Source organism: Symbiopectobacterium sp. Eva_TO, assembly GCF_053848865.1.
In genome coordinates, this window is record NZ_JBSPEY010000004.1 from 3,752,924 (window position 1) to 3,776,537 (window position 23,614).

Sequence of the window (23,614 nt, forward strand, 5' to 3'; positions counted from 1 at the left end):
ACATCCGTTTAATTATGGAGAAATTGTTATGACCAAAATTACCAGAGCAGATAACTACATCATTACCCTGCGCTGTCCCTGCCGGATTAGATACATGGTGACTGAATGATGGCAACAGCTTACTACAACGAAATGGCTTTGTTGAATAATAGTGAGTCATGCTGTTTTGCCAAGCCAGTTTTGGTAGAAAATGCTTGTCCCCTCAGGTGTACAGTTTTCTCATGAGGCCTAACTGCATGATTTTGCGTTGCGAGGATCCGTCGTTTCACTGGGCTGCCAGCATAAAATCTATTTATTCAACAAAGCCCAACGAAATTGATCCCTTCACCGCGCAGTAGCTAAGAAACCTGATTGCCGCTGGTCATATTGCGCCCGGTGATGTTGACGGACGCTCTATTGAGGAGGTGAACCCTTATGACTTGCGAAACTACACCCAGTGCCATTTCTTCGCCGGTATCGGCGTCTGGTCGTATGCCCTGCGCCGTGCCGGATGGACGGACAACAGGCCGGTCTGGACAGGCTCCTGTCCCTCCCAGCCTTTCAGCGCGGCTGGCAAAGGCAGCGGGTTTTCAGAAAGAGTATTTCAGGCCGACTGTGGTCATGAAATTATAATTCTCAATACCGGATATACCGCCTGGTTCGTTTACGGTCTCCGTCTCACTGCTGTAATCGATCATACGTGACTTGCCTTTTTTATTGGTTGTGCGATTCCAAGTGCCCTCAACATAAATTTTTGCATTAGGTGTCAAGTAGTAACCCACGTTTCCAGCGAGAGAGTAAAAATTCTGATTTTTAACATTTGATCTAAAAGTAATCTTTCTCAGGTAGTGTTCATCGTTGTCAGACGAACATACCCATCCACTATATTTAAAGCTGCCACCCAACTCAAAACGCTGATAACGGTAGCTACCCGAAAGTCCGATATATGGTATTTTAAAACGCTGCTTATAACCACCACCTGGCCCTCTAGATGTAGAAAACCCCTGTTCACGCAAGCCAGTCTCTTCATCTGTATAATCGTAGAAGCCGTAATCCAGAACACTGAAACTGTAGCGTTTTTCCTGATAACCAGCCATCACACCGAAACGATAATTAGGTTCATTTAGAAACCACCATTTTACGTTCAGACTAAATTCGTTTGCGTAGTTTAAGTGAGTGGCAGGATGTTCGCTATATTTTGTCCATTCTTTCTTGCTTTTATCTGCCCAGTCAGTGTCATCCATATAACCCCCACGACTGGAAATAGTTGTCCAGCCTGAAGCGCCAACTGATAATTGTGGAATCAGATTCCATTCAAGAGAGCCTTTAATGATTGCAGCCCTATTGTATTTCCAGTTGAGTTGACTCACTTTATACCCAGGATCATCTGTATAATAAACTCGTTCTTTAGTCTTGCCGCTAAGACTACCCATTTCAATTTCACCGCTAAGACTTTCGGGGGTAAAAATACGACTTTCCGCGCCAGCCATAGTGGAAAAAAAAACTGGTACGCTAATGCTGAGCGCAAGGATTGCAGGTTTCATTACTAACTCCTGATTCTTTACAAAGAAAATAATATTCACAAAGAGGCTTTGTTGAATAATAGGGAATCGTGCTGTTTTACTATGCCCATTTTGGTAGAAAATGCTTATCACCTCAGGCATTCCGTTTTCTCATGATGCTTAACTGCATGATTTTACGTTGCTGGAAACAATCGTTTTACTGGGCTGCCAGCATAAAATCTGTTTATTCAACAAAGCCCCTCCTTGTGTAAAAAAGCCACCCATTATATCAACGAAAGGAATCATACACTATGTATTACAAATAACACGCTACTTACCCCAACCAGTATTGATGATCTTGACCCACCATCTCCGGACAGCTTTTGTATCTTAAGTTAACGATGCCCGCTGGCGCCGATATTCTCTTGGGGAGTTGTATCCCAGCGCACTGTGCGGATGGTTTTCATTGTAATGATTGAACGCCGCTGCAAGATTCTTCAGCGCTGTTCGCACATCGGGTTTTGGCATGAAGGCGATGTAATCTTCCTTCATCGTCTTCACGAACCGTTCTGCCATGCCGTTACTCTGTGGACTGCTCACTGCTGTTGTGCAGGGCTCCAGATTCAGTTCTCTGGCGAACTTCCGCGTTTCATGCGCTGTGTACGCTGAACCATTATCCGTCAGCCATTGCACTGGTTTATCCGGCAGCGCGCTACCGAAGCGTTTTTCCACCGACCTCAGCATCACATCCTGCACGGTTGAACTGTCATAACCCCTGGTGCTCGCTGCCCAGTCTATGGCCTCCCGGTCGCAGCAGTCCAGTGCGAACGTCACCCGCAGCTTCTCGCCGTTGTCACAACCGAACTCGAAGCCATCTGAGCACCAGCGCATATCGCTCTCTGCTACCGCGATTTTGCCTTTATGCTCCCGCTTCGGACGTTCAGTTTTATCATGCAACAACAGCAGGTTATGCTCGCTCATTATCCTGTAAAGCCGTTTGGCGTTCACCGGTGGAAGTCCCTCTGCACGACGTTGCTTACGCAGGATACCCCACACTCGGCGGTAACCGTAACTGGGCATGTCGCTGATGATACGGAGGATGTCCGATAATATCTCAGCATCAGTTTCGTCATTACGCCGGTTGCTGCGCCTGTCCAGCCAGTCGGCAGAACGGTTAACCCGCAGTGACAGCTGCGCACGCGACACGCTCATGGCGCGGCTGACCAGAGCTATTCCCCGTCCTTTGGCAACAAGGGCGCGTGCGCTATCCATTTTCGCGACTGGCGGTACTCCACTGCTTCTTTGAGGATCTCAACTTCCATCGTCTTCTTACCCAGAAGGCACTGTAGCTCCCGGACCTGCTTGAGGGCAGTCGCCAGCGCCGAAGCTGGAACCACTTTTTCTCCGGCCGCAACGGCGGTGAGGCTTCCTTCCTGGTATTGCTTCTTCCACTTAAACAAAAGGCTGGGCTGGATGCCATGCAGGCGGGCTACATGGGAGACGTTCATCCCCGGCTCCATTGTCTGCTGAATGATGGCGATTTTCTCTTGCGGAGTTTTACGCTTACGGACTTCTTGCCCTAACAGGATCCCGGTCATTTCAAAATTAGCATGATTGTTAGACATATATCTAAGCCTATCTCTTATCTGGAGATACAGCTACTGTCTGGTGTTACAGGGGGCTACATCACCCCAACCAGTATTGAACACTGGTGCTCACATATCTATAGCCTAGAGGTTTATCACGATAAAAAAGGCAATATTATTCTGGACTTAGAGGAAATGGGTACCAGTATCGTCCGGTATCAACTCACTCCAAAAATGCGAGATGAATTCGTAAAAATGCTTATGCGACCATAATTGACTAATGAGCAATAGAGTTAATTTTAAGATATATTATACAGATATGCATTGATACCAGCCAATGCGCCTTTGGTAAAAGATAATTCATTATCAATAACATCGCCGGGCGGCTGGCGTCACATTTTGAGAATGGCAGTGATGTAGCCCCCTGTAACACCAGACAGTAGCTGTATCTCCAGATAAGAGATAGGCTTAGATATATGTCTAACAATCATGCTAATTTTGAAATGACCGGGATCCTGTTAGGGCAAGAAGTCCGTAAGCGTAAAACTCCGCAAGAGAAAATCGCCATCATTCAGCAGACAATGGAGCCGGGGATGAACGTCTCCCATGTAGCCCGCCTGCATGGCATCCAGCCCAGCCTTTTGTTTAAGTGGAAGAAGCAATACCAGGAAGGAAGCCTCACCGCCGTTGCGGCCGGAGAAAAAGTGGTTCCAGCTTCGGCGCTGGCGACTGCCCTCAAGCAGGTCCGGGAGCTACAGCGCCTTCTGGGTAAGAAGACGATGGAAGTTGAGATCCTCAAAGAAGCAGTGGAGTACCGCCAGTCGCGAAAATGGATAGCGCACGCGCCCTTGTTGCCAAAGGACGGGGAATAGCTCATATCGTTATACACATCTTTCTAACGCACTGTTTAATCAATGAGTTACGGGTTTATCTCAGAGTGGCATTTTGAACCTCAAAAAGCCAATGGGATGGCTTGAATGCCTTAATTCACGGGGTTCTGAGCATCCTGTTCAAAAAATGGCCAAAAGATGTGTATAACGATATGGGAATAGCTCTGGTCAGCCGCGCCATGAGCGTGTCGCGTGCGCAGCTGTCACTGCGGGTTAACCGTTCTGCCGACTGGCTGGACAGGCGCAGCAACCGGCGTAATGACGAAGCTGATGCTGAGATATTATCGGACATCCTCCGTATCATCAGCGACATGCCCAGTTACGGTTACCGCCGAGTGTGGGGTATCCTGCGTAAGCAACGTCGTGCAGAGGGACTTCCACCGGTGAACGCCAAACGGCTTTACAGGATAATGAGCGAGCATAACCTGCTGTTGTTGCATGATAAAACTGAACGTCCGAAGCGGGAGCATAAAGGCAAAATCGCGGTAGCAGAGAGCGATATGCGCTGGTGCTCAGATGGCTTCGAGTTCGGTTGTGACAACGGCGAGAAGCTGCGGGTGACGTTCGCACTGGACTGCTGCGACCGGGAGGCCATAGACTGGGCAGCGAGCACCAGGGGTTATGACAGTTCAACCGTGCAGGATGTGATGCTGAGGTCGGTGGAAAAACGCTTCGGTAGCGCGCTGCCGGATAAACCAGTGCAATGGCTGACGGATAATGGTTCAGCGTACACAGCGCATGAAACGCGGAAGTTCGCCAGAGAACTGAATCTGGAGCCCTGCACAACAGCAGTGAGCCGTCCACAGAGTAACGGCATGGCAGAACGGTTCGTGAAGACGATGAAGGAAGATTACATCGCCTTCATGCCAAAACCTGATGTGCGAACAGCGCTGAAGAACCTTGCAGCGGCGTTCAATCATTACAATGAAAACCATCCGCACAGTGCGCTGGGATACAACTCCCCAAGAGAATATCGGCGCCAGCGGGCATCGTTAACTTAAGATACAAAAGCTGTCCGGAGATGGTGGGTCAAGATCACATTTTGAGAATGGCAGCAATGATGCTCACGGCGGCAGCTACCATTAGCCCGAGCCGGATGGTCATCTGCATGCCAAGTTTATCAAAACCGGCAGTCATATCCTTACGGACATCGGCTATCTGAGCTTCAGTTTTCTCGAAGCGAGCCTGCATCTGAGCTTCGTTCTTCTCGAAGCGAGCGTCAATATCCTTACGGACATCGGCTATCTGCGCGTCGGTCTTCTCGAAGCGAGCTTGCATCTCTTTGCGTACGTCTTCAAGGTCACGCTTGGTAGCAACATCCGCTACCTCATGAGACTTGCGTACGACGAGCGAAATCGCCCGTGCCTGCTCTCTGGAAATACCAGCAGTCTCAAGCTCTTCTGACGCCTGCAATGTATCAAATGCAACTTGGCCCATGTGGAATCCTCCTCTTTTGAGCAAGTGTAACCCAGCAATCGTATTGACGGAAGATCAACCCATGCGCTATAGTCACTCTGCATCTGCAAATTCAGGTGCCGGGATTGCAAACCCGTCGATGAAACCGCGACAACGACACGCCGCGAGCGTGTTTTTTGTTGCCTGAAAGCTGCACCTCTATGGTGGGCTGGATGGGGGAGCCTCACGGCTCGCCGGGCGGTTTCTCCGGTTTTTGCAGCCCCGTTCAGCTCACCACCAATGAGTCTGCAAACTCTGGTGGTGATAACACAAAGAAACCATCGGAGTTCATCATGATACTTCAAACATCTCTTGCCGCTCCCAAAGTTACTATTCACAATGTAGTGGCACACTGATACTGGCCACCTGATCGGAGGTGATATGCTCACCTCATCAACACGACAGGTGACCTCATGGGTAAACATTTTACGGCGGAATTTAAGCTCGAAGCCGCAAAGCTGGTTGTCGACCACGGCTACACATACGTTAAGGCCGCAGAGGCGGTTAATGTCAGCCATTCTGCCATTAGTCGCTGGGTCAATAAGCTTCGCCTTGAACGACAGGGAAAAACGCCAACGGGACTTCCTCTTACCCCTGAACAGCTCGAGCTGCGTGAGATGAAGAAAAAAGTCCAATGCCTTGAAATGGAGAACGAAATCCTAAAAAAGGCTACGGCGCTCTTAATGTCGGACTCACTCAACGGTTCACGGTAGTCGACAGGCTGAGGGCGCGATACCCGGTCACGGCGTTGTGCCAAACTTTTGAGGTACATCGCAGCAGCTACAGGCACTGGCAGGCTTCCGCTAATGAACCCGACGGTGAGCGCGTGGTTAAGTGTAGCCGCGTCATGGAAGCCTGGAACGCCAGCGGCGGCTCTGCCGGCGCTCGAAGTATCGCGACCATCGTCACCGGCAGCTCCGGTGTCAAAATGGGGCGCTGGCTGGCTGGCAAGCTGATGAAGGAGCTGGGTATCGCCAGCTGCCAGCGACCGGCTCACAAATACAAACGCGGCGGCAATGAACACGTTGAAATACCGAACTATCTCAACCGCCAGTTCGCGGTTACCGCGCCGGATCAGGTCTGGTGCGGCGATGTGACCTACATCTGGACGGGCAAATGCTGGGCTTACCTTGCGGTGGTGCTAGACCGGTTCGCCCGCAAACCGGTGGGCTGGGCCATGTCGACGTCGCCGGACTCGGCGCTGACAGTTAAAGCGTTGCAGATGGCCTGGGAACTCCGGGGACAACCAACAGGAGTCATGTTCCACAGCGACCAGGGCAGCCACTATACCAGCCGTCAATACCGGCAAGCCCTGTGGCGCTGCCGGATAAAGCAGAGTATGAGTCGGCGGGGTAACTGCTGGGATAATGCGCCAATGGAGCGGTTCTTCCGCAGCCTGAAGACAGAATGGGTGCCGACAAAGGGTTACAACAGCTTCAGCGAAGCCCAGGACGCGATTATCCGCTACATCACGGGGTATTACAGCGCTATCCGGCCTCACTGGTATAACGGCGGCTTAACTCCAAACGAATCTGAGCGACTGTTCTACATACAGTCTAATGCGGTGGCCAATATTAGTTGACCACTACACAACGGTAAAGCTGTAACTACATCACTGGACGTTGCTGATTATTTTTGCAAGCTGCACAAGAACGTTATACGTAGCATTGAATCGCTCGATTGTTCCCCAAAATTCACTGAGCTCAATTTTGAGCCGAGTGAATACGCCGACAGCACAGGCCGCAAACTTCCAATGTATACCATGACCAAAGACGGCTTCGTCTTCCTCGTCATGGGCTTCACGGGAAAATGATTATCTGTTTCTGCGTGTGCATATGCTTTTCCTGAAGATCTATCAAATCATTAAAATACAGTATCTTATCCGCAATCATTGTTTCTAATCGCTTCTATGCTTTGCTATTCTTGCAGTAATTTATGAATAACATTACGAATAACAGATGAGGCTACGTAATGGGCGGAGAATTAAACAAACTCTCGGATAAGAAGCTAAAAAATCTATTGGGGGTACCTCGGGAGAAGTACGAATTCTTTGCGGATGGAGCGGGCCTTAGCGTCAGAGTATCGACGGTAGGTGGAATTAGTTGGACGTTCACTTATCGCAACAGCGGGACAATACAGCGTGTAACCCTAGGACGTTACCCAGATATGAGCCTCAAACGAGCAAGAGAGAGGCGTGATGAGTGCCGGACATGGCTATCCGAAGGTAAGGACCCACGCCGACAACTAAAGTTGACCAAACAAGAATCACTAAAGCCTGTAACCGTCAAAGATGCTCTCGATTACTGGGTTGAACATTATGCAATGAACAATCGCACCGATATTGACAGCAGATCAACACAATTGAAAAAGCACATATATCCATACATAGGCGATATGGCTTTGTCTGATTGTGAAACTCGCTATTGGCTACAATGTTTCGACCGAATGAAAAAAAAGGTTCCGGTGAGCGCAGGGAAGCTTCTTCAGGTGTGTAAGCAGGCGCTTAAGTTTTGTCGTGTCCGTCGATATGCTGTTAGCAATGCTCTTGATGATTTGACAATATCCGATGTCGGGCAGAAAGCATCAAAGCGAGATAGAGTATTAACCGATATCGAAATTGGGCAATTATGGGATACTGTTAATAACACAAACAAACTCCTACCTTACTATTCATCTTGTCTAAAGATATTAATGATTTTTGGCTGCCGAAGTGGTGAAGCTAGATTATCACGTTGGGACGAATGGGATCTTTCTGGTTGGCTATGGAAAGTGCCCAGATCTCATAGCAAAACCGACTCACCAATAATAAGACCAATACCAGAAAAAATACGTCCGTATATAGAGAAATTAAAAGCATGTAATTTCAATACAGGATATCTGCTGGGAGAAAAGAAGGACCAATCCGCAGTTAGTTCACTTGGATGTGAAGTATGGAAAAAACTCAATCACAATACACAGTGGACAGTCCACGACCTGCGCCGGACTTTCGCAACCAAGCTCAATGATATCGGTGTAGCTCCACATGTCGTAGAGCAGCTTCTAGGCCATGCTATGCCGGGGGTGATGGGCATCTATAACCGGAGTCAGTACTTGCCGGAGAAACTCGACGCTCTGAATAGATGGATGGATAGACTAGATGAATTGGCTAAAAAACACCCATTTATCACCTCCGAGAATAAAAAGTCAGGCTGACGAGAAAATATTTTAAACTTTTTTCGTACAAGCATTGATGCGTCTAGAAACATCAGGAAGCATCAGGAGACATCAAATAAAATACTAAGTGAGAGTTATCCACAAACTAGCTCTCACACCTCCTATTTACTTTCCAGATTGAGCCGCTACCATGCCATCAAAACACTATTCTCAAAGAGGCAATGAAATGTCCAATAAATATGTCTATCCCACAGAAGAAGAACGCAAAGCAATTTTGGATGAATTAAATGAACCCTATGACCGTCTGGTTCGCGAGGATGAGCGTAAACGCATTACGTCTCTATCTCGTTCTTCGGTACACCGCATGGAATTAAAGGGGCGCTTCCCTGCTCGTCGTGCATTAACAGAAAAACATTGCGCGTGGCTGCTGAGTGATTTAATGCATTGGATGCGTAATATTCCTGAAGTTGAAAACGTGCATAACCCGTACGCCAACGCTCATAAATAATTAAGGTCTAACCATGTTAACGATAATTTCCGGTAATAACCGGGACGGGTATCCCTGCGCCTTAAATAAAGTGGGCGATATATTCCAGTGCGGCATTCCTCCGATTGAAACGGAGGGATTAATTGACTTGGGGAAGGCCAGCCAGAAAGAAGGGTTTTGGTTGGGTAAATTGCGGATAGCGGCTCCTCGCGTCGTCCATTTCGTCGAGAAATGCGTTTTTGGCGTAAAACGTAAAATAACTGTACCAACTGTACCAAATCGAAATTTAATATTAATTATCATAATCTTAAGGTGGTACAGTTGTTTTTATATCTGTACCAGAACTGTACCAAACTGTACCACTTATACGCGGGGTAAAGCCTCTTCTGAATTGGCAGAGGCAGTTACTCGTAAGGCAAAAGGCGACTCGCGCAGTCAAAACCTTCTTTTCTTGGCTGGCCTACGGGGTCAAATGCTTGGCTCAGTCAAAGCGACAGCAACGGGCAGCGCCGAGGTCACAGTATCGATGACCTCTGAGAATTCAGCAGGTTACGGTAAATGGGAACCATGTTCTAGTTTAGCCAAAGTGAGGAAGTGTAATTTTATCAATTGGTTAAATGATGATTCCGGCTCCCACTTTTCGCCAGAATCGGCGAAAACCCTCGTTAGCGCAAAATCTCGTCACCACCAGATCCCCATGCCGGAGGTCACTGTGACCTCTCGCAATACAATCAATGGTTTAGCATACACTCATATGGTGGGGGTCTGTGCAGACAACCTATTGAATATCAAGCCTGAATCGGCATTTGTGCAGACGACAGGCAAAGAAAAAGGGCCACGTCCGGCCCTTCGAGTCATGCAGTTGCTCACTTGTGAAGAATCGAACGAATTACACCACAATTCCTACTTGCAAGCTACTAGCTTCGCTCCATACCAACAGACTAGTCAGGCTTTGGGGTCGATGCCTCTATTTTTTATTTCGCGACGAATGATGCGCTTAAGCCATGCGGAGATTGATTCGTCTCCATCCTGCTCCATGGCTTGCCGCATTGCTTTTTCAAGCCATGGCTCCACCCGAAAAGCAACTTGCTTATTTCCACGAGGCAAATTTGTGTTTGACATATGTTGTACACTAGGTTTAAGTTATAGGCGTCTGACAATGTACAGCACATTTAAGACCTTTGTAAAACAACGAAGCCCGGCAGTGCTACCAACACTAACCCATATCGTTATACACATCTTTTGGCCATTTTTTGAACAGGATGCTCAGAACCCCGTGAATTAAGGCATTCAAGCCATCCCATTGGCTTTTTGAGGTTCAAAATGCCACTCTGAGATAAACCCGTAACTCATTGATTAAACAGTGCGTTAGAAAGATGTGTATAACGATATGACACTAACCGGGCCTCTGACCACCAACGATAACGCAAGTATCGAGGTAGCTATGTGTAACTATACCGCCCTTATCGGCAGGGACAAGCCAAACTTTACCCAAACTCGCCCTGAGTTTATTGATACCTACTGGATTATCCCCGAATACTCAACTGTGCCCTACGGCAAAGTGTCGTTCACCCGCCAAGACCGCTGTACCTTCATCGCCCTGTTCAAAGACAGCCGCCTGATATGGGCTGGGCGTCAACCTGTGAAGAGATTCACTCAGGGTCTTAAAGACCCCAAGTCGCCAAAGGTGGGCGTTAAACGCTCTGCAAATCCCACATCGTCCGTTAAAGGGACGGAGTCACGCTCACAATTCAACCACTCTCCCGGACTATTAGTCCGCAAGATGTCGCATGAAGGCATAGAGGAAATCTCTATCCCCCAAGGTATGGTCAAAATCACCCCACCTTCAACCTCAACCATAACGGAAATCGTTACAGTTCAGGAGGTGGCACATGCGTAACACACAAATCCCTCTCGATACCGCAGCATTCCGTGCAAGTGCAGCATGTTCACTGTATGAAGTCATTATTGACAAGGCTAATGATGAGAAAGTATCTCCGGTTCTCCTTGACTTACTCAGTATAGCGTGTGACCTGAACTGTGAAGTTAGCCGCACGCTAGCTGCTGTGATGGAGGACGACTTATGAGCCGCTATCACGTCGAGAATACCCCAGACGGTATCAATATATCGCAGCACACCCCCGAGCGTCTGTACGAACATGTAGACCTCATCCCCTACGCCGAGGCCATGACGCGCCTTGACGCTGGTGAGTGGGACGATGACCTCGATTTGGCGTTTGAGATTGCCCGCAAATGGGGGCAGTCCGACTACGACTATACCAACCATGACGCGCTGCTGCTGTGGCGTTGGCTGATTGCTTACGCCTTTAACTATGAGCAGCGTGTGGCCAACGGCACCGTGACGGTTGAGTGGGATCCGGGCGAGTACCGGGAATGTGCGGTTTATCAGGGCGAATATGGCGCGATGAACCTTTATCTGTCCACTGAACGTTTCGCGATGGCTAACAACATTGAGGGGGAGCTGATTAAGAAATACGGCGCAGAACAGGGAACGATAATCGCTATCCAGTTCTATGGCGCCATGCGGGATGAAAACGGTGGTCTCTCCGAGATGGGGCGCAAGGTGCTATCCGAGTTGCACGATAGCTTTATCAAAACGCTGAACGAGTCCGGGATGCCGGAAGCGCCAACCACACACTGAGGGGGAAATATGGCACTGGTAACAAAAAATTTCCGCCTTAATGCGCTGGCTAACCAGTATTCGGCGGTGCTGTATGACCATCTGAACACGACCAATGGTGGGGAGCACTTTGTGATTGAAACGGTACCCCCTATTGAAGTTCAGATAGTTGGTGGGGTGAAAGGCGTCCGTGACCTCGTGGATAGCTATTTTCTGGAAGCCTTGCAGCAGAACTACAGGCTATGGGAGGACGCTGCCATACGGTTGTTGGAAAAGTGCGTCACCGAGTGCGGATTGACGGCCTACGGTGCTGAAATCTGGCAGTCGATGGTGACGGATATGACGTCAACGCTCGGAGGTGGGTATGACTACTTTTGTCGATGATATCCGCCTCAAGGCTAACGGGCATTGGGAGCCAATTCTGGAACGCCTCGGCATATCGACCAACCGCAAGGAGGGCGAATGCCCCCACTGTGGTGGTAAGACCCGCTACCGCTTCGACGACTTAGAGGGGCGTGGTACCTATCTATGCTCGCACTGTGGCGCAGGAACGGGGCTGGATTTGGTGATGAAAGTCAAGCAATGCACTGCACCCGAGGCTGCCACGATGGTGGCTGAGGTGATGGCGATACCTTTGAACCAGCAGGAAAAACCAAAGAAGCCAGCCAAAGAGAAGCCTCTACGCCCGATAGCTGAACGTGTGGCCGCATTGGTGAAAGATACCCATATGGGCGAGTCCGTCTATCTCAACAATAAGGGGCTGCAAGGCCCCCATTCGCTGTTTAATAACGGATCAATCCTGTTGCCGCTCAGGACGATAGACGGCGTAATAAGTGGCGCTCATGTGATTGGCACTGACGGGCGCAAGCGCCTGATTGCCGGTTCAAAAAAGAAAGGGGCATTTATCCCGCTGGGAGACATTCCCCAGAGCACTGAAACGGTGCTGATTGCCGAGGGCTACGCTACAGCGCTGACGGTGAAGCAGATACGACCGGATGCCTTTACGGTAGCGGCGATGGACGCGGACAACCTGCTACCCGTTGCGAAGGTAATAAGGGAAAAATATCCCGCAGCAAAAATCATCATTGCCGCCGACAACGACATTAAGCCCAGTGAGCGCAACAAGGGTAAGGAGAGGGCCGAGAGCGCCGCCACCGCTGTCTCTGGCTGGGTGACGTTGCCGCCCACTGACCACAAGGCGGACTGGAACGACTACCGCCAGCAGAACGGGCTAGAGGCTGCGACGCTCGCATTTAACGAAGGACTAAGCCATTTCACCCCATATCGTTATACACATCGTTCTAACGCACTGTTTAATCAATGAGTTACGGGTTTATCTCAGAGTGGCATTTTGAACCTCAAAAAGCCAATGGGATGGCTTGAATGCCTTAATTCACGGGGTTCTGAGCATCCTGTTCAAAAAATGGCCAAAAGATGTGTATAACGATATGATTTCACCCCAGCGATGATGATAGCTGAACATCGGGCGCTGGCTGACGGTGAAGCGCTGGCGGATGAAGATATCAAGATACTGGAGGCGATCAACGAGACGTACACGCATGTGACGATTGGCGGCAAGCATCGCGTGGTTAGCTTGAAACCGTGTCAGGTGAACGGCGTGACGCATGTCTTTGAGGACATATCACAGTTTAGAAACTACTTTCTTCATTGTGAACGTATCGCCCGTAAACCCGCTGGCGTAGCGTGGTTGAACTGGCCGGGGAAAAACTATAAGCCGGGTGGCGTGGGTTTCTATCCATCGCCGTCAAAATGCCCGGAGAGCGTCTATAACCTGTTCACTGGCTTATCCGTTGAGCCAACGCAGGGGAATTGCTCGCCTTACCTCGAGCATCTTCGGCAGGTGATTTGTGCCGGAGACGAAACGAGCTACGCCTATCTGATTGGCTGGATGGCACATTTAATACAGCGCCCGGATGAAAAGCCATCAGTCGCTATTGTGATGAAGTCCATCCCTGGAACGGGGAAAGGGACAATGGTGCGTCCACTACAGGATATTCTTGGGCAGTATGCGGTACATATCAATGGAGCCGGGCAGATCGCCGGGAAGTTCAATGCAACGATGGCGAACAAGCTCCTGATCTTTGCCGATGAAGTCACGGTTGGGCGCAACTATGAAGGTGATCGGCTGAAAGGCATTATCAGCGAGAAATCGATTAATCTTGAGCGGAAGGGGATTGACCCGGAGCCGATGCCGAACTTTGCCCGGCTGATATTTGCCAGCAACAGCACACAGGCGCTAAAAGCGGGGATCCGTGAGCGGCGCTATATGGTGCTGGAGCCAGACCCGACGCATGCTCAGGAAAAGGGTTATTTCGATAATCTGCATAACTGGCTGCATGATAACGGAGCCGCGCGATTGCTGCATTTTCTTCAACATTACGATTTGGGGGATTTCGACTGTTACCGCGCACCAGAAACAGCTGCATTGCAGGATGAGATATTGTTGGGGTTAACAGGATTTGACGCTTACTTGTATAGCGAACTCTCGAAGGACAAGCCTTTTAACGAGATGGCTAGAATTCCAGTATCAGAGCTTATCGATAAATATCTGATGTGGTGCAAGGAAAATGGCGAGCATGAAAAGCCCGCCGCCGCTCGTAGGCGAGTTGGTAGCACTCTAAGCAGAATGGGCTTGGAGAGTTCAGGACGCAGGGGGCGAAATCTGGGGGTTATTTACGAGTTACCTGCTGCGGATAGGCTACAGCTCACCTCGTTATATGTATTAGCTCAGACCTGATCTGACAGTTACCGGTTATTTATACAGGTGTCTGTCAGATTAAATCTGGTTCAGATTTTTTTCTGCCCAGACTCGTTTACCATCAAGTAACGTGGCCATTGGCGTACGCCCGCAGCACATTTTACCCTGATGAGTTCGCTCATTATTGTAATGCCACAACCAGTTGTCCAGATCCTTTTGTAGACTTTCTAGGTCCTCGTATAACGTCTTACGGAACGCAACCTGATAAAAATCCTGCAAAATAGTTTTATGGAAGCGCTCGCAGATACCGTTTGTCTGCGGAGACATCGCTTTCGTTTTCGTATGGTCTATATCGTTGATAGCCAAGTACAGCTGATAGTCATGTTGTTCCACTTTACCGCAGTACTCCGTCCCCCTGTCCGTCAGTATTCTTAGCATTGGCAGCCCCTGAGCTTCGTAGAACGGCAGCACGCGATCATTGAGCAGGTCGGCGGCAGAGATCGGTGCTTTACTCGTGTAAAGCTTGCAGTGCGCCACTTTCGAGTACGTATCCACGAACGTCTGCTGGTAGATACGGCCAACACCTTTCAGATTACCCACGTAGAAGGTGTCCTGCGACCCCAGATAACCCGGGTGAGCAGTCGCTATTTCACCACAGGCTTCGTCGTCGTGCGCCTTCTTCTCCAGTGCAGCGATTTGAGCATCAGTAAGTACGATGCCTTCTCTGGCAACTTTTTCCTCAAGTGCCTTCAGGCGCTTACGAAAGTTTTCCAGATCGTGTCGTTGCCAGATGGAGCGCACACCGCTGCCAGAAATGAAGACGCCTTTTTTACGCAGCTCATTACTGGTCCGGTGCTGGCCATGAGCCGGGAACTCAATGGCGTAATCAACAACCGCACGTTCAGTGGCTTCATCAGCACGGTTTTTCAGGTTGGGAACCCGGCGGTTTTGGTTAACCAGAGCGTCAATGCCGCCTTCTGCCGCCAGTTCCTGATAGCGATAAAACGTGTCACGTGACACCCCCATGATTTTACAGGCTTTTGATACGTTACCGAGTTCTTCGGCGAGATTGAGCAGGCCAGCTTTGTGTTTGATGATGGGATTGTTAGTATGAAGCATGAGAGTTACCTCGTGTTTTGTATAAGGATTCGACACCCATATCAAAACCGGTAACTCTCAACCTTTCAAGGTCCAGTGTCAGATCAAGTCGCGACTAATACAAATAATGACCTGCATATTTTCTCCGATAAGTAATCAACCAGGTTGAATGCTGATTTTTCGGGTTAGGACAGTTGGCTACCGTGTGGATTTGTTTAGCAGTGAACTCCGGGGACAGTTGAGCGACTACAACAATGCTATCGCGCTTACCCTGCTCCCCTTCAAAAACGTAAATCAACATCGGACGCCCGGCAGTTGGCTTTTCCTCAACTTGAGGAGACGCTATTACGCTTTTTTCTATCAGCGTTTCGATGGTGCGCTTAACGTTGTCGTGCCGCTTTTCTACCAGATCAGCTATTTCAAGGCTGGTCATGGACATTGATTGATCATTAACGGGATATTGCAGCGTATTTCCCTTCTGTGGTGCGAGCCTGTTCGCGTAGACATGGGCAGCCGAGAGCGGAACGATGTGATCCACCGCCCTATCTCAGACTCACACGACGGAAAGCTCTCTAGTGAAGTGCACGCGAATGCACGGTTTGATTGACTACAGGCGAAAAAAAGTCCCGCGAGATACGAGGCTTATCGATTTTTGGTTTTCGGCTGGTACTTCATCGCCCATGCCTTTGCTATGCGAAAGCAATCGTCAAACATCTTCCCCTTCCCTGATGCTGAGCTTGAACAGCGGTAGTGGTCTATCGCCCTGTCTGCCCCCTTCAGGGCAACCGATGGCTCATAGCCCTGTTTCACCAGTTCAGCGACCACATGCTTTTCAATGAATGGCGTGTAGTCTTTCATTCGGCTTCCCTTATTCAAACAAGACATCGCTGAATTTCAGGTTTGCCCAGTCGCTTTCTGGTGGTAAAACAAGCACTCCTCGCTCATCTTTAACGCCGACATCCATTAGGGTATCCCCGTATTGGTGCATTAATGCATTCATGTACCGGACACCTCGACGATTCAACATAGGGGCTTTACCCCACCTCGTTATACACATCTCTGTTCGTGCCTGAGCGCGCGTAGCGTTTCGGCGGCCGTCATGACTTTCTGCAAGCCTTTCCAGATAGTTTTTGCGCCTGGTTCACCGTCGCCTTTTCGAGCAAGAAAGCCTCCGAGTTGCGCAACTAAGCGCAATACTTCGTTTAGCTTAGGGCGGCCCTTGGGCATACGCTTGTTCATCAGTAGGTAAGCTCCATGAGTCTCGTCGGAATCAAAGAACAACATTGCGTCTAGCTCTGGACAGGTTCGTCCCATACGCATTAAATAGGCGATGCGCCATGCCACGATCATGAACAGCGCCAATGCCCGCTCAATGCGATCCACGGTCGATAACTGTAACGCTTCGACACAGCAGCCGTTCTTCAGCACATTGAAGAACATCTCGATTTCCCATCTAGCCCGATACCAGTCGATCAGCTCCACGATATCTTCTCGTCCTTCAGGTACGCGATTGCTCAGCAACCGCCACTCGACCGGCTTCACGCCTGCTGGCGGCTCAATTTCCTTGGCTATCACACAAGTCACTGCCAACCCGCAACGCAGCGACACTCGCTTCACGCGCAGCGCCTGTTTCACCGTACGCGCCTTCTGCCCCGCGCGAGCCGCCATAACGAATTGGATTTCTCCCACCGGCACGGTCTTTCCAACCTTCTGCCAAAGCTTCTCATTACAGTCCAGACTGCGATTATGAGTCGAGCGGATCAACCAGTCAGCCGGAGTGCCAAGGTCATCAGCGAGCTGCATCAACGCCTTGATATCCGCTTCGCGATCGGCTAAGTACACCAGACGTGTGTTTGGCAACTCCGAGGCGAGTTCAGCAACTCGCTCGTATCCCTCGAGCCAGCGCGTACTCTCCTTGAGCCCATCGCGTTTTCCGTCTGCATCCTTCGGCTCTCTTGCCCACATCCACGCATCCAGTACGCCCAACCCCACGCGATCCGGACTGACCGCGTAGGTCGGATGCAGATACAGACCACGCCTGGCTTCGTAGTTCAAGGGACACAAGCCTTGGATTTGCTGCCCGTTGAAGTCAAGCTCGGTAGTGTCTTGGATACACAGCACAACCTCGTGTTCTCGGATCCTTTCCTGCGTACGCTGCCAGTGAGGTTGCAGAATGTCTCGCCATTCGAATGCTTGGTTCTCCATGAAGCGGTAAGCACCCAGCGTCTCAGACCATCCGAGGCACGCATGCGGAATGCTGGCTTGCGGATTCTCAGCCAGCCGTATCAAAAGCCCTTTGGCACGCTTATTGAGCCTCGTGTCACCAAGATTTACCCCTTCCAGTTCTTGGTGTGCCCAGCCATCTGAATCCCGTGTCATTTTTCAGCGCCGTAAATGGCGATAGTACACGTCGGTTTCACTTCATTTACAACCCCACTGGCTGCCTATTTCAGCCCGCTAACCCTTGGCATATAAGGCGTTGCGGACTTGTGTATAACGAGGTGGCTTTACCCCCACAGATGATGGCGCGAGGATCAGGTGTCAAAGTAAACGGCTCAAGCAAACGAAGACAAAATGCAGCCCTTTTCGGCGGCGATATTTTCGATAAGTGGTCATCAAGGAAACCACAAAGAAAATAGCGGCAGACTTCGATATCACCAGCCTGATAGCGGTATACCGGGCGACGGTTAGTTGCCATCAGGTGGTACATGTAGGCATCCGCGACGCGCCAGCAAAAGCATTCGGGAGCAGGAATATTGCTCATGGTCTCCCCCTTAAAATGTCAGCAACAATTGAGCTTCTTCAATCAGCACTTTAATTTTCTTCGCATGTGCTGCCTTGATGCCTTTCCACTCGTTCAATCCCGTGCCAAACACGCTAGCAACGGCTTTGTCACTTTTTAATTCAGCGCAAGCTGCATTGAGTTCTTGCATAACGCTACGCTTACGGGGATTAATGACTTGTCCTTTTGTCCAGTATTCATAGAGCACGTCATCACACTCCTCTTGATACTGAACCACTTTGTCACGGATTTCGGGCTTGACCTTATTGGGATAGATGGTACGGAGCCATCCAGCAAGTTTGCGCAAAGGAAGGCAAGCCATTTTTCTCTCCTTGCCATCAGAAGCAACTATAACGATTTCCGTTACAGTTGATTTAAAGCGTTGTTTTAACTTCTCTAATTGAGACTGCCAAGTCATCCCCATGCCTTCAACAATGGGTTTCATTGGCACATGAGGCTCGCCATTGTGCTCAATAACGTAAAGTTCCGTGCCGTAAAATGTTGCAGTAACGATCATCTTGTTCATTGGTGTTTACCTTCAAAAAAGAGACCTTAGATCACACGAACAGCCAGCCCCTGAGCACACCAATTACTGGCGTTCTCCAAGGTCGCTTTTGTGAATAGCCTCAGGGTTTGTTGATATGCGCGTGTGAAGCGCAGGCGAAAAAAAGCCCCGCGAGATGCGAGGCTTATCGATTTTTGGTTTTCGGCTGGATACTAGCCAGCCAGGCAGCCAATTTGTGGAGTTGTAGGCAAAGCATTTTTTGTGGGCCACCTTGGGTAGGGATCATGATTTCCATGACCCCCTTGGCAAAGCGAGATTTCAACTTACCCGCCTGACCTTGGTATGCCAACCCCATACCCTCAATGATTGGGCGCATCGGAGTATAGGGTTCGCCGTTATGGTTGACGACATACAGAGCATTTCCATGAAACGGAACGGTGATTGTTTGCATAGCGTTTATTCCTTTTCTATGAAATGAACCTTTGCCGAAATAGAACGTCAGCCCACCGAAGGCTCGCCAGCACAAACTGACGCCCTCAAAGGCTCATTCCATAGGTTCAGGTTCGGTGTTGTTAGATGCGCTTTCGGTGCGCGGGGATATTGCAGGACACAAAAATCTGATCTTGACCCACCATCTCCGGACAGCTTTTGTATCTTAAGTTAACGATGCCCGCTGGCGCCGATATTCTCTTGGGGAGTTGTATCCCAGCGCACTGTGCGGATGGTTTTCATTGTAATGATTGAACGCCGCTGCAAGATTCTTCAGCGCTGTTCGCACATCGGGTTTTGGCATGAAGGCGATGTAATCTTCCTTCATCGTCTTCACGAACCGTTCTGCCATGCCGTTACTCTGTGGACGGCTCACTGCTGTTGTGCAGGGCTCCAGATTCAGTTCTCTGGCGAACTTCCGCGTTTCATGCGCTGTGTACGCTGAACCATTATCCGTCAGCCATTGCACTGGTTTATCCGGCAGCGCGCTACCGAAGCGTTTTTCCACCGACCTCAGCATCACATCCTGCAGGGTTGAACTGTCATAACCCCTGGTGCTCGCTGCCCAGTCTATGGCCTCCCGGTCGCAGCAGTCCAGTGCGAACGTCACCCGCAGCTTCTCGCCGTTGTCACAACCGAACTCGAAGCCATCTGAGCACCAGCGCATATCGCTCTCTGCTACCGCGATTTTGCCTTTATGCTCCCGCTTCGGACGTTCAGTTTTATCATGCAACAACAGCAGGTTATGCTCGCTCATTATCCTGTAAAGCCGTTTGGCGTTCACCGGTGGAAGTCCCTCTGCACGACGTTGCTTACGCAGGATACCCCACACTCGGCGGTAACCGTAACTGGGCATGTCGCTGATGATACGGAGGATGTCCGATAATATCTCAGCATCAGCTTCGTCATTACGCCGGTTGCTGCGCCTGTCCAGCCAGTCGGCAGAACGGTTAACCCGCAGTGACAGCTGCGCACGCGACACGCTCATGGCGCGGCTGACCAGAGCTATTCCCCGTCCTTTGGCAACAAGGGCGCGTGCGCTATCCATTTTCGCGACTGGCGGTACTCCACTGCTTCTTTGAGGATCTCAACTTCCATCGTCTTCTTACCCAGAAGGCGCTGTAGCTCCCGGACCTGCTTGAGGGCAGTCGCCAGCGCCGAAGCTGGAACCACTTCTTCTCCGGCCGCAACGGCGGTGAGGCTTCCTTCATGGTATTGCTTCTTCCACTTAAACAAAAGGCTGGGCTGGATGCCATGCAGGCGGGCTACATGGGAGACGTTCATCCCCGGCTCCATTGTCTGCTGAATGATGGCGATTTTCTCTTGCGGAGTTTTACGCTTACGGACTTCTTGCCCTAACAGGATCCCGGTCATTTCAAAATTAGCATGATTGTTAGACATATATCTAAGCCTATCTCTTATCTGGAGATACAGCTACTGTCTGGTGTTACAGGGGGCTACATCAGTGCTGCTTGGACAACGTGGCGATGTACGCAGCAGGTCACAGGAAGTCAAACCGCTCACGGCTAGATAGCGCCACGCCAAATTATTATTTATTCCCCTTCAATTTGCTGGCAGGTCCCAAATATGAGGAATTACACGTATGACAAACAAGCGTAGCGATGAAGGGGCCGATACCCTTCATAGTCTCGACAGACTTAATCGAAAGTGCAGACGCATTTCCAGACTAGGCTGTGTCCCTTAATTGCCTGAGTTATAGTAACCGTATGTTTCCACAGTATATTGAACTATGGCTCGCTACGACCTTCCCGATGAAGCATGGATGATCATCCAGTCTTTACTGCCTGCTGAACCAGCAATACCACGTGCCGGACGTCCATGGGCAGAACATCGTAAAATCATCAATGGTATGTTCTGGATTCTGTGCTCAGGTGCTCCATGGCGTGATTTACCTGAGCGATATGGTCCGTGGAAAACCGTATATAACCGCTTTAATCGGTGGTCAAAATCGGGTATGATTAACATTATTTTCAACAGGTTACTTTCTGCTCTTGATGCGCATGGTCTCGTTGACTGGTCTGCCACGGCGCTGGATGGCAGTAATATCCGGGCGCTGAAATGTGCTGCCGGTGCTCAAAAAAACATCCCGATATCGCCGGAGATAACTGTCTGGGTCGCTCTCGCGGTGGTTTTCGCACCAAAATCCATCTGGCAACAGACGGAAGTGGTCTCCCGTTAAACATCCTGCTGAGCCCCGGACAGGCTCACGAAAGCCAGTTCACATTACGTCTTCTGGACGGTATTGGTGTTCAGCGCCAGAATGGCAGCATGAAGCGTCGTGGTTATGCGGTGCTGGCTGACAAAGCTTATTCAGGGCATGCACTACGCAACGAGCTGAAACGAAAGGGGATAAAGGCAGTCATCCCCCGAAAAACGAATGAAAAAATGGCTTCGGACGGGCGCTCACGGTTCGCCAGTGACGCTTACCGTCATCGCAATGTAGTGGAAAGATGTTTTGGCCGATTAAAAGAATACCGCCGTATTGCCACACGTTATGACAAAACGGCGAGGAATTATCTGTCGATGGTTAAACTGGGCTGCATCCGCCTCTTTTACAAGAAGTTATGCAATTAAGGGACACAGCCTAGTTGACCACTACATAATAGGACTTGTAACTGGCATATAAAATATTTTGAGCACGCCGCTATAATGTCCCCCTGATTTAGTACTTAACGGGAATTCAGGAGTGGTCAGTGTAAGAGGAGCTGGCACACATAGAGAAACACCTGGAATTCCGGGTAAAACAACCTGACGGAGAATGTTCCTTTTATTAGTGTTATCCCATTGTATTTGCACACCGTTATTCACTTGTTGAAGTATACCAGTCGTTGGGTTTAAAACTGAGACATTATAATCTAATCTGTTGGCCGCCGTGCTTTTATCCGCACCATCTAGATATACGGAAAATTGCCCTGTAGGCCGTCCAGGTGCAGAGGTGCCCTCATCTTCGAAACGTAATATAACATGGTTACTTGATGAATTACTTCCATCGTAAAGACACATGTCAATACTAGTTTTACCTTTTGCAGTTCCCTGCTGTAGATTACCGGGGAAAATATCGAGATTGAGATTTACAACAGGTTGGGAAGCTGGAAATTGAGGAAAATAAATGGTTTGCATATTTTCGTCAGTTACAACAACATGTATATTATAAGTGCCATGTGCCGTTACATTGTTCTTTGCGTTAACGAAGTTAAGTTTTAATGCACCAGTCCAGTCACCAGTTGGTATCTCGCTCATACCTTGCTGATTCGCACGAATACTGAGACCTATAGGATTGTTACCCTCGCAAGGGAACCAATAACCCAACTCGTTTGCAGCGCAAGCATCACCTTGAAATGCTTTCAATTTAAAGTCAAATGTTTGACCTAAAGAGCTAGTTATTTTAAGTTTTATATCTGTTCCATAATTGGGATTATTATCGCCCTGACCGTAATATGTCATACGGCTACTATCCATAGTTCCTTTAGTAAGGCATGCACCATTTGTGGTATCTGTACTAGAAAGACAAACACCAGTCATAGCCGCTCCAGGATCATTCATATCATAAGGGAGTCCTGGACCCGAGTTTCTTGGAGAGAAGTTCCATATAAAAGGGACACCACTTTTATCAAATGAAATGGAATTAGACAAATTAACATCGCCTGCATTTGCTACGCCATAAACGAAAAAAAACATAAACATAATGTAAGCATGATAAATTATCACTCTCGTTTTTTCACATTTATGAAAAATCACTCTAACTCCTTATGTCTTTTATTATCAGTATTTTGGTGTAGGCGTGAATTATTAACAATATTCAAACCAAATATTTTCCTGCAAATTATACATCTGGCAATAGACCAGTCCCGATTCTCTTTATTTACTGCGCACATATAAGCTTTTTCCCAAAGTTTTGCAGCCACTACATATTCACTACGTCTTGCCATTTCACTTGCGCCAGTAGCAAGTTGTAAGAAGTTAAAATGGGTTATAACATCTTGCATGTTTCTTTTTCCGGCAGATTCACGGCCACAAGTCGAACAAGCCGCTGGCCTCCGGGGCTGACGGCCAGTTTCTGAGGGGTAATAACAAGCGCACCATCCGACGTCATATTAGCGGAGATTTCTTTTTCCAGAGGAGTGCCGGGATTAATGATTTTTTCCGTTACCCTGACGAAAGATACTTTATCGCTTCTGGAAAACACCTGAATCTGTGATGCACCTTTATTACCTATGCCGACTTCAATCGGATAGATATCCACTTCAGCATTTGCTGAGGCACAGTAATAAAGGACACAAAGCGCCATGGCTTTAACCAGCTGTTTT

23 protein-coding genes and 6 pseudogenes are annotated in these 23,614 nt (G+C 49.2%); 14 read left to right on the forward strand and 15 right to left on the reverse strand.

The genetic code is table 11. The features are described 5' to 3' along the window. Nucleotides 1-347 precede the first annotated feature (347 nt). A pseudogene (locus ACWWJF_RS22180) lies at nt 348-575 on the forward strand (DNA cytosine methyltransferase); the annotation flags it as partial. Here the strand turns inward: ACWWJF_RS22180 and ACWWJF_RS22185 are convergent. Continuing rightward, on the reverse strand, nt 570-1,523 hold the full coding sequence (locus tag ACWWJF_RS22185) for an omptin family outer membrane protease (protein WP_455871211.1): 954 nt from the start codon (nt 1,521-1,523) through the stop codon (nt 570-572). The pseudogene ACWWJF_RS22180 and the gene ACWWJF_RS22185 sit on opposite strands and share 6 nt — an antisense overlap. A gap of 348 nt (nt 1,524-1,871) precedes the next feature. Then, nucleotides 1,872-3,079 (reverse strand): IS3 family transposase gene (locus ACWWJF_RS22190; RefSeq protein ID WP_455871212.1). Its coding sequence is split into 2 segments (ribosomal slippage): nt 1,872-2,758 and nt 2,758-3,079, totalling 1,209 coding nucleotides; the frame shifts between segments, so codons are not numbered across the junction. A 491-nt stretch (nt 3,080-3,570) separates the two neighbouring features. Here ACWWJF_RS22190 and ACWWJF_RS22195 point away from each other — a divergent pair. Together ACWWJF_RS22195 and ACWWJF_RS22200 are read left to right on the forward strand one after the other, a co-directional pair. After that, nucleotides 3,571-3,932, forward strand: a pseudogene (locus tag ACWWJF_RS22195) (transposase); the annotation flags it as partial. A gap of 180 nt (nt 3,933-4,112) precedes the next feature. Continuing rightward, nucleotides 4,113-4,958 (forward strand): annotated as a pseudogene (locus ACWWJF_RS22200) (IS3 family transposase); the annotation flags it as partial. A gap of 34 nt (nt 4,959-4,992) precedes the next feature. Here the strand turns inward: ACWWJF_RS22200 and ACWWJF_RS22205 are convergent. After that, the gene (locus ACWWJF_RS22205; RefSeq protein ID WP_455870590.1) at nt 4,993-5,394 is read right to left on the reverse strand and encodes a DUF1640 domain-containing protein; all 402 of its coding nucleotides are present in this window, start codon (nt 5,392-5,394) and stop codon (nt 4,993-4,995) included. Between the two features lie 431 nt (nt 5,395-5,825). Here ACWWJF_RS22205 and ACWWJF_RS22210 point away from each other — a divergent pair. The 10 genes and pseudogenes from ACWWJF_RS22210 to ACWWJF_RS22255 all read left to right on the forward strand — a co-directional run bounded on the left by ACWWJF_RS22210 (nt 5,826) and on the right by ACWWJF_RS22255 (nt 14,451). Next, nucleotides 5,826-6,994 (forward strand): IS3 family transposase gene (locus ACWWJF_RS22210; RefSeq protein WP_455870571.1). Its coding sequence is split into 2 segments (ribosomal slippage): nt 5,826-6,081 and nt 6,081-6,994, totalling 1,170 coding nucleotides; the frame shifts between segments, so codons are not numbered across the junction. A gap of 3 nt (nt 6,995-6,997) precedes the next feature. Continuing rightward, a pseudogene (locus ACWWJF_RS22215) lies at nt 6,998-7,222 on the forward strand (Rha family transcriptional regulator); the annotation flags it as partial. Between the two features lie 161 nt (nt 7,223-7,383). Further along, complete coding sequence (locus ACWWJF_RS22220) at nt 7,384-8,604, forward strand: tyrosine-type recombinase/integrase (RefSeq protein ID WP_455870591.1); 1,221 nt, start codon at nt 7,384-7,386, stop codon at nt 8,602-8,604. Nucleotides 8,605-8,755: 151 nt separating this feature from the next. Continuing rightward, nucleotides 8,756-9,073: a helix-turn-helix transcriptional regulator gene (locus ACWWJF_RS22225; RefSeq protein WP_455870592.1), complete on the forward strand. Its 318-nt coding sequence runs from the start codon at nt 8,756-8,758 to the stop codon at nt 9,071-9,073. 13 nt (nt 9,074-9,086) lie between these two features. Then, the gene (locus ACWWJF_RS22230) at nt 9,087-10,337 is read left to right on the forward strand and encodes a hypothetical protein (RefSeq protein ID WP_455870593.1); all 1,251 of its coding nucleotides are present in this window, start codon (nt 9,087-9,089) and stop codon (nt 10,335-10,337) included. A gap of 105 nt (nt 10,338-10,442) precedes the next feature. After that, nucleotides 10,443-10,952: a hypothetical protein gene (locus ACWWJF_RS22235; protein ID WP_455870594.1), complete on the forward strand. Its 510-nt coding sequence runs from the start codon at nt 10,443-10,445 to the stop codon at nt 10,950-10,952. Nucleotides 10,953-11,135: 183 nt separating this feature from the next. After that, entirely contained in the window at nt 11,136-11,714 is a 579-nt protein-coding gene (locus ACWWJF_RS22240) for a hypothetical protein (RefSeq protein WP_455870595.1), read from the forward strand. Nucleotides 11,715-11,729: 15 nt separating this feature from the next. Beyond that, nucleotides 11,730-12,077, forward strand: a complete 348-nt coding sequence (locus ACWWJF_RS22245; RefSeq protein WP_455871213.1) for a hypothetical protein — start codon at nt 11,730-11,732, stop codon at nt 12,075-12,077. Next, nucleotides 12,058-13,017, forward strand: coding sequence for a toprim domain-containing protein (locus ACWWJF_RS22250; protein ID WP_455871214.1), 960 nt, complete (start codon nt 12,058-12,060; stop codon nt 13,015-13,017). The genes ACWWJF_RS22245 and ACWWJF_RS22250 overlap by 20 nt, the downstream gene beginning before the upstream one ends. Before the next feature lie 141 nt (nt 13,018-13,158). Beyond that, the gene (locus ACWWJF_RS22255; protein WP_455870596.1) at nt 13,159-14,451 is read left to right on the forward strand and encodes a primase-helicase family protein; all 1,293 of its coding nucleotides are present in this window, start codon (nt 13,159-13,161) and stop codon (nt 14,449-14,451) included. A 39-nt stretch (nt 14,452-14,490) separates the two neighbouring features. Here the strand turns inward: ACWWJF_RS22255 and ACWWJF_RS22260 are convergent, their stop codons facing one another. From ACWWJF_RS22260 to ACWWJF_RS22300, 9 genes and pseudogenes are all read right to left on the reverse strand, one after another. After that, on the reverse strand, nt 14,491-15,531 hold the full coding sequence (locus ACWWJF_RS22260; RefSeq protein WP_455868985.1) for an IS481 family transposase: 1,041 nt from the start codon (nt 15,529-15,531) through the stop codon (nt 14,491-14,493). Nucleotides 15,532-15,718: 187 nt separating this feature from the next. Continuing rightward, nucleotides 15,719-15,949: pseudogene (locus ACWWJF_RS22265) on the reverse strand (phage regulatory protein/antirepressor Ant); the annotation flags it as partial. Between the two features lie 203 nt (nt 15,950-16,152). After that, nucleotides 16,153-16,368: a hypothetical protein gene (locus ACWWJF_RS22270; protein WP_455868385.1), complete on the reverse strand. Its 216-nt coding sequence runs from the start codon at nt 16,366-16,368 to the stop codon at nt 16,153-16,155. Nucleotides 16,369-16,378: 10 nt separating this feature from the next. Further along, nucleotides 16,379-16,510, reverse strand: a complete 132-nt coding sequence (locus ACWWJF_RS22275) for a hypothetical protein (protein ID WP_455868384.1) — start codon at nt 16,508-16,510, stop codon at nt 16,379-16,381. A gap of 47 nt (nt 16,511-16,557) precedes the next feature. Then, complete coding sequence (locus ACWWJF_RS22280) at nt 16,558-17,889, reverse strand: IS4 family transposase (protein ID WP_455870597.1); 1,332 nt, start codon at nt 17,887-17,889, stop codon at nt 16,558-16,560. Nucleotides 17,890-17,959: 70 nt separating this feature from the next. Continuing rightward, nucleotides 17,960-18,274 carry a hypothetical protein gene (locus ACWWJF_RS22285; RefSeq protein ID WP_455870598.1) on the reverse strand — a complete coding sequence of 105 codons (315 nt, stop codon included), beginning with the start codon at nt 18,272-18,274 and terminating at the stop codon, nt 17,960-17,962. Nucleotides 18,275-18,284: 10 nt separating this feature from the next. Next, complete coding sequence (locus ACWWJF_RS22290) at nt 18,285-18,818, reverse strand: phage antirepressor N-terminal domain-containing protein (protein WP_455868382.1); 534 nt, start codon at nt 18,816-18,818, stop codon at nt 18,285-18,287. A gap of 181 nt (nt 18,819-18,999) precedes the next feature. Continuing rightward, nucleotides 19,000-19,248, reverse strand: a pseudogene (locus tag ACWWJF_RS22295) (phage antirepressor N-terminal domain-containing protein); the annotation flags it as partial. Between the two features lie 204 nt (nt 19,249-19,452). Further along, a protein-coding gene (locus ACWWJF_RS22300; protein ID WP_455871215.1) for an IS3 family transposase occupies nt 19,453-20,660 on the reverse strand; the annotation gives its coding sequence in 2 pieces (ribosomal slippage) (nt 19,453-20,339 and nt 20,339-20,660; 1,209 coding nt in all). A 376-nt stretch (nt 20,661-21,036) separates the two neighbouring features. Between ACWWJF_RS22300 and ACWWJF_RS22305 the strand changes: the two genes are divergently transcribed. Continuing rightward, a protein-coding gene (locus tag ACWWJF_RS22305) for an IS5 family transposase (protein ID WP_455870599.1) occupies nt 21,037-21,881 on the forward strand; the annotation gives its coding sequence in 2 pieces (ribosomal slippage) (nt 21,037-21,382 and nt 21,382-21,881; 846 coding nt in all). Nucleotides 21,882-21,902: 21 nt separating this feature from the next. On the opposite strand, the gene ACWWJF_RS22310 is transcribed toward ACWWJF_RS22305, so the two are convergent. Genes ACWWJF_RS22310 through ACWWJF_RS22320 form a run of 3 tightly spaced genes read right to left on the reverse strand, consistent with a single transcriptional unit; the run spans nt 21,903 to nt 23,595 of the window. Then, entirely contained in the window at nt 21,903-22,991 is a 1,089-nt protein-coding gene (locus ACWWJF_RS22310) for a CfaE/CblD family pilus tip adhesin (RefSeq protein WP_455870600.1), read from the reverse strand. Nucleotides 22,992-23,041: 50 nt separating this feature from the next. Beyond that, on the reverse strand, nt 23,042-23,293 hold the full coding sequence (locus tag ACWWJF_RS22315) for an ANR family transcriptional regulator (protein ID WP_455870601.1): 252 nt from the start codon (nt 23,291-23,293) through the stop codon (nt 23,042-23,044). Then, the gene (locus ACWWJF_RS22320; protein WP_455870602.1) at nt 23,278-23,595 is read right to left on the reverse strand and encodes a hypothetical protein; all 318 of its coding nucleotides are present in this window, start codon (nt 23,593-23,595) and stop codon (nt 23,278-23,280) included. Before ACWWJF_RS22320 ends, ACWWJF_RS22315 begins: the two co-directional genes overlap by 16 nt. Nucleotides 23,596-23,614: the final 19 nt, after the last annotated feature.

What these genes read in the sequence shown, in the direction of transcription:
- ACWWJF_RS22225 (WP_455870592.1), top strand. Translation starts at nt 8,756, where the DNA reads ATGCCATCAAAACACTATTCTCAAAGAGGCAATGAAATGTCCAATAAA.
- ACWWJF_RS22315 (WP_455870601.1), bottom strand. Translation starts at nt 23,293, where the DNA reads ATGCAAGATGTTATAACCCATTTTAACTTCTTACAACTTGCTACTGGC.
- ACWWJF_RS22260 (WP_455868985.1), bottom strand. Translation starts at nt 15,531, where the DNA reads ATGCTTCATACTAACAATCCCATCATCAAACACAAAGCTGGCCTGCTC.
- ACWWJF_RS22185 (WP_455871211.1), bottom strand. Translation starts at nt 1,523, where the DNA reads ATGAAACCTGCAATCCTTGCGCTCAGCATTAGCGTACCAGTTTTTTTT.
- ACWWJF_RS22285 (WP_455870598.1), bottom strand. Translation starts at nt 18,274, where the DNA reads ATGAGCAATATTCCTGCTCCCGAATGCTTTTGCTGGCGCGTCGCGGAT.
- ACWWJF_RS22290 (WP_455868382.1), bottom strand. Translation starts at nt 18,818, where the DNA reads ATGAACAAGATGATCGTTACTGCAACATTTTACGGCACGGAACTTTAC.
- ACWWJF_RS22250 (WP_455871214.1), top strand. Translation starts at nt 12,058, where the DNA reads ATGACTACTTTTGTCGATGATATCCGCCTCAAGGCTAACGGGCATTGG.
- ACWWJF_RS22220 (WP_455870591.1), top strand. Translation starts at nt 7,384, where the DNA reads ATGGGCGGAGAATTAAACAAACTCTCGGATAAGAAGCTAAAAAATCTA.
- ACWWJF_RS22275 (WP_455868384.1), bottom strand. Translation starts at nt 16,510, where the DNA reads ATGAATGCATTAATGCACCAATACGGGGATACCCTAATGGATGTCGGC.
- ACWWJF_RS22240 (WP_455870595.1), top strand. Translation starts at nt 11,136, where the DNA reads ATGAGCCGCTATCACGTCGAGAATACCCCAGACGGTATCAATATATCG.
- ACWWJF_RS22280 (WP_455870597.1), bottom strand. Translation starts at nt 17,889, where the DNA reads ATGACACGGGATTCAGATGGCTGGGCACACCAAGAACTGGAAGGGGTA.
- ACWWJF_RS22310 (WP_455870600.1), bottom strand. Translation starts at nt 22,991, where the DNA reads ATGTTTATGTTTTTTTTCGTTTATGGCGTAGCAAATGCAGGCGATGTT.
- ACWWJF_RS22255 (WP_455870596.1), top strand. Translation starts at nt 13,159, where the DNA reads ATGATGATAGCTGAACATCGGGCGCTGGCTGACGGTGAAGCGCTGGCG.
- ACWWJF_RS22230 (WP_455870593.1), top strand. Translation starts at nt 9,087, where the DNA reads ATGTTAACGATAATTTCCGGTAATAACCGGGACGGGTATCCCTGCGCC.
- ACWWJF_RS22205 (WP_455870590.1), bottom strand. Translation starts at nt 5,394, where the DNA reads ATGGGCCAAGTTGCATTTGATACATTGCAGGCGTCAGAAGAGCTTGAG.
- ACWWJF_RS22235 (WP_455870594.1), top strand. Translation starts at nt 10,443, where the DNA reads ATGACACTAACCGGGCCTCTGACCACCAACGATAACGCAAGTATCGAG.
- ACWWJF_RS22270 (WP_455868385.1), bottom strand. Translation starts at nt 16,368, where the DNA reads ATGAAAGACTACACGCCATTCATTGAAAAGCATGTGGTCGCTGAACTG.
- ACWWJF_RS22320 (WP_455870602.1), bottom strand. Translation starts at nt 23,595, where the DNA reads ATGGCGCTTTGTGTCCTTTATTACTGTGCCTCAGCAAATGCTGAAGTG.